The 3,244-nt window shown below is 65.1% G+C and carries 3 protein-coding genes; 1 reads left to right on the top strand and 2 read right to left on the bottom strand.

What is annotated here, in order from left to right:
• The coding region (locus tag JMF90_RS30450) for a 2-keto-3-deoxygluconate permease (RefSeq protein WP_201325833.1) at positions 1-633 on the bottom strand (633 nt) is incomplete at its 3' end.
• A 229-nt stretch (positions 634-862) separates the two neighbouring features.
• On the opposite strand from JMF90_RS30450, the gene JMF90_RS30445 reads away from it, so the two are divergent.
• Positions 863-1,234 (top strand): SH3 domain-containing protein, encoded by a 372-nt coding sequence (locus JMF90_RS30445; RefSeq protein ID WP_011548619.1) that lies wholly within the window; start codon positions 863-865, stop codon positions 1,232-1,234.
• Positions 1,235-1,252: 18 nt separating this feature from the next.
• Here the strand turns inward: JMF90_RS30445 and JMF90_RS30440 are convergent, their stop codons facing one another.
• A complete protein-coding gene (locus JMF90_RS30440; protein WP_011548618.1) occupies positions 1,253-2,857 on the bottom strand; it encodes an EAL domain-containing protein in 1,605 nt (534 codons plus the stop codon).
• Between the last annotated feature and the right edge of the window lie 387 nt (positions 2,858-3,244).

The raw sequence follows: 3,244 nt of genomic DNA, 5'->3' as shown, positions 1-3,244 counted from the left end.
GCCGAGCGCGAAGCCGAAGAACGGAATCAGCGGATGCACGCAGCGGCCGAACAATTCGCGCAACTCCACGTCGAGATTGCCGAGCACGAAACCGATCAGAAACGGCAGCACCGCGCCGACGAAGAGCCGCGTCTCGAACACCGCGACGCCGGCCGCACCAAGAATCAGCATGCTGACGAGCGGCCCCGATTCGATCGACATCAGCACGAACGCGCCGGCCTCTTCGTTGGTGCCGTATTGCTGCATCACGGCCGCATAGAGGCCGCCGTTGGTCATGTCCATCGACGTCGTGATCGCGAGCAGCGACAGGCCTGCGAACAGGCCCGTGCGGATGCCGTCGTCGGGGATGAACCGCGCGGCGATCACCGTCGCGAGCCACGCGACCACGATCTTCGTCGCGAGCAGCGTGCCCGACTTGCGCAGCACGACACCCGTCGCGCGCAGGTCGATCGTCGCGCCCATGCAGAAGAACCAGACGGCGAGGATCGGCACGGTGCCCGCGATCAGACCGTTGGTGAACGAGCCGAAGTACTTGCCGGCGTTCGGTGCGAACGTGTGCACGCACGCGCCCAGCAGCATCGGCACCAGCATGAGTCCGCCCGGAATGCGGTCGATGGCCTGTTTCAGCTTCACGTCTCCTCCGTGGACGTCGATGCGTCCCGTTGTCGAATGATGTCTGCTGACTGACTATAGGACATGATTCGGAACGGTGGTCCGTTTTCGTGAATTTCGATGGTCGTCGTATCATCTGGACGCGGCCGGCGCCGAGGTGACGACTGTGACGACCGTCGCGCAGGATCGAGCGTATGCGGGCCGCGAACCGGCAAACCGGAAAAAAACACTACGGCGTAGAGGGCGAATGATGAAAATGATGATGCACATGGGCATCGCGTTGCTGGTGCTCGGCGCGAGCCTGGGCGCGAACGGCGCGCAAGCGAAGAGCACGGTCGATTGCGGGAAGCTCGATGCGGCCACGAACGGCCCCGACGACAACTTCCGGCCGCCGGCGTCCGGCACGGTCATCGGTATGGGCCGCGCGTATTTCTACTCGGCGCCCGACGCGCAATGCATCACGAAGCGCACCTTCATCGTCCCCGGCGATTCGGTGACCGTCTACAAGTCGCACGGGCGCTGGTACGACATCATGTACGTGAACGGCAAGACCGGCGACGACTTCGAAGGATGGGTCGAGCAGGGCCGCGTGCGCCTCGGCGGCCAATACGGCGCGCAGTAGTCGCCGTCGGCGGCGCCGTTACACCGTTGCCCCGGCGAAATCGCGCTGCAGGTTCTCCGCGCGCAACGGCCGCTGGTACAGGTAGCCCTGCGCGTACTGGATCCCGACCGCATGCAGCGCGCGATGTTGCGCTTCGGTTTCCACGCCTTCCGCGATGATCTTCAGGCCGTAGTGATGCGCGACGGCTGCGATTCCCTCGATCAGCCTCGAGCTGCCGCTGTCCAGTTGCGACACGAACTGTCGATCGATCTTCACGTAGTCGAACGGAAAGCGCGACAGCATGTCGAGATTGCTGTGATGCGTGCCGAAATCGTCGATCGCGAATTTCGCGCCTTTCGATCGCAATGCATGGAAGATCTCGGTGGTGCGCGCGTTTTTCTCGAGCAGGATGCGCTCGGTGACTTCGAGCACCAGCGTGAAGCCGGGCGGCAGCGCGCGGATCGCTGCCTCGACGTCGGTCACGAACCGCCCGCGCTCGAGATCCTGCGGCGCAATGTTCACGGCAATGCGCAGCGGCGCGGACGGCGTCAGCGCGGTCAGCTCGGCGACCGCCGTGCGCAGCACGAACTCGGTGACCTTCGGCAGCACCGTGCTCGATTCCACCTGCGGGATGAACACGGCCGGGCTGATGGCCCCCCACTTCGGATGGTGCCAGCGCAGCAGCGCCTCGACGCCGACCGTCCTGCGCGTCTGCACGTCGACGATCGGCTGATACACCACATGGAACTCGTCGCGCCTGAGCGCGTGGCGCACGGCTTTCAGCAACAGCCGCCGTGGTGCCATCGCGAGCAGGTAGGCGGCCATCACGAGGCTGTCGGCGAGCAGCACGATCGTCGCGCAGATCAGCCGGTAATGGCGCTGGACCTGTGACGCGTAGCGCGCCGATGCGATGACCGACACCGTGAACGGCCAGCGCTGCGAAGCGATCGTGCTGCCGCCTGCGGGGGCCGCTTCCGTTTCCGGCGAGAACTTCCCGTGCTGATCGAGACGACCTGCACCCGCGATCGACAGCGTGGCCGTTTCCGCCCCGTTGCCGGTGCCGTGGGCGAGTGCGTCGGCCACGTAGTCGCTCTCGATCACATACAGGACGCCCGCGCCGCGCGCGGTGGATCGGAATACGGACAGCACCGGAATGCCATGCTGGAACGGCGTCTGGCGGAGCAGCGTGACGGCCATCGAGCCCGGTTCCGGCTCGCGCGCATACGCGGTGAGCGGCAGGTCGATCGAACCGAGCGCCGACGAGCACATGAGGCGGCCGTCGCTCACCAGCCCGACCGCACGCAGATAGCGCAGGCGAGTGCCCACTTCGGCGAGTGTCCGGAACACCGTCGCGCATGGCCGCCCGACGAGCGCGCTCAGCTCGTCCGCGTGTCGGAGGCGCACGCCGTCCAGGATGCGGTCCACCGAAGCCACGATGTCGTTTGCCACGGCGCGCTCGTTCGCTGTGACGGCATCGCGTGCGTAGCGGTCGGCCAGTACGATCGCGAACGCGGGCACGAGCACGCAAATGATCACGGCGGCGAGAAACATGACGCGCGGCCACGCGCCGCTGCGGTGGAAGAGGAGTGTCGAGCCGGGCGTGAGCGCCCGCAGCCCCGCGATTGCCTTTGGTGTTATACGCATGAGGTGGCAAGTCGAACCGGTCGATACACCAGCGGCACGCACGCCGCATGCCCGAGTCGGGCCAGGCGGCTCGCGCGCCGGTTTCGGATGCCTATCGATGCGGCCGTCGCTTGTCGCGATCGTCCATCGATCGGGCGGTATCCCTCAATAACATGCGTACATTAAGCATGTATATAGGCGCAGCGTATCGAAAAAAGCCCCGGCCGCACAGTGTGTGCAGCCGGGACGAAAGACACCGTCTCTTGGCACGAGGATGGTGCGCGGCAAGTATATGATGCGGCGCGCTATTACGAAATATTGTTGTCTAAAAATTGGTGTCGTTTTGTGATTGTGTCTCAAAAAGAAACATTTCCGCGTGGCCCGCTTTCGGCGGTCGGCCGCGAGGGT

Source organism: Burkholderia sp. E168m23 (assembly GCF_016586125.1).
Lineage (GTDB): Bacteria > Pseudomonadota > Gammaproteobacteria > Burkholderiales > Burkholderiaceae > Burkholderia > Burkholderia orbicola.
The sequence above is the reverse complement of the archived record's forward strand: the minus strand, read 5'-3'. Positions and strand labels throughout refer to the sequence as shown.